Source organism: Streptomyces sp. SID9727 (assembly GCF_010550605.1).
GTDB lineage: Bacteria > Actinomycetota > Actinomycetes > Streptomycetales > Streptomycetaceae > Streptomyces.
The window spans coordinates 1-802 of record NZ_JAAGNI010000103.1 but is presented as its reverse complement, the minus strand read 5'-3'; the positions used below and the strand labels follow the sequence as shown (position 1 = coordinate 802).

Genomic DNA, 802 nt, shown 5'->3' with positions numbered 1-802 from the left:
CGCCGCCGCCAGCGCCGCCGCGTCCACGAGGAGCGGGCGCAGCCCGGACGCGGTGAGCGCCCCGACGGCGAGCCGGGCCGGGTCGCCGCCCCGGTCCAGCAGATGCACGAACCCGCTCCCGGTGGAGGCCGCCGACGCGACGCGCCGGGTGACCGGGCCGCCGTCCGGCTCCTCGTCCGGGCCCGCCACCCGGACCAGGCCGTGCACCCGGGCGTCCACCCCGTCGTCGCCGAGCAGATGCGCGGTGATCCGGTCCGGGACGCGCAGTACCCGGGAGAGCAGGGGGCGTTCGGGCTCCAGCACCTCCACCAAACCGGCCGCGACGAGCGGCGCGGACGGCGCGAACCGGAACCGGCCCGGGCCGGCGCCGGGCAGCCCGCACAGTTCGAGCGCCAGGCCGATCGTGGCACGGCGCCGGGTCAGGTCGTCGTTGAGATACCCGTACAGCCGCTCGAACCGCGCGTCGATGTCCGGTGCCAGGGCGACGAGCAGGAGGTCGACGTCCGGCCCGGTCAGCCCGAACCGCCCGGCCAGCTCCGCGATCCGCCCGCGCTCCGGGGGTGCGTCGGTCCCGAGGTCCGGCACGGGCAGGAAGGCGTCGCGCGAGTCCAGGACGCGTTCGGCGGCGGCGGGCGTGAGGTACTGTCCCCGGAACGGGTCGTCCGGCGTGGGGTCGCCCTCGTGCCGCAGCGCGACGGCGGCCCGGACGCGCCGCTCCACGTGCCCGAGCCGTTCCCAGAGCTCGGCGACGGCGGTGCCGGCCGCGGCGGGGCTCCGCTGTGCGGTGGTCACCGGGCCGCCC

General features: G+C 78.7%; 1 pseudogene. It reads right to left on the bottom strand.

What is annotated here, in order from left to right:
* Window positions 1-792 (bottom strand): annotated as a pseudogene (locus G3I41_RS05980) (ATP-binding protein); the annotation flags it as partial.
* Between the last annotated feature and the right edge of the window lie 10 nt (window positions 793-802).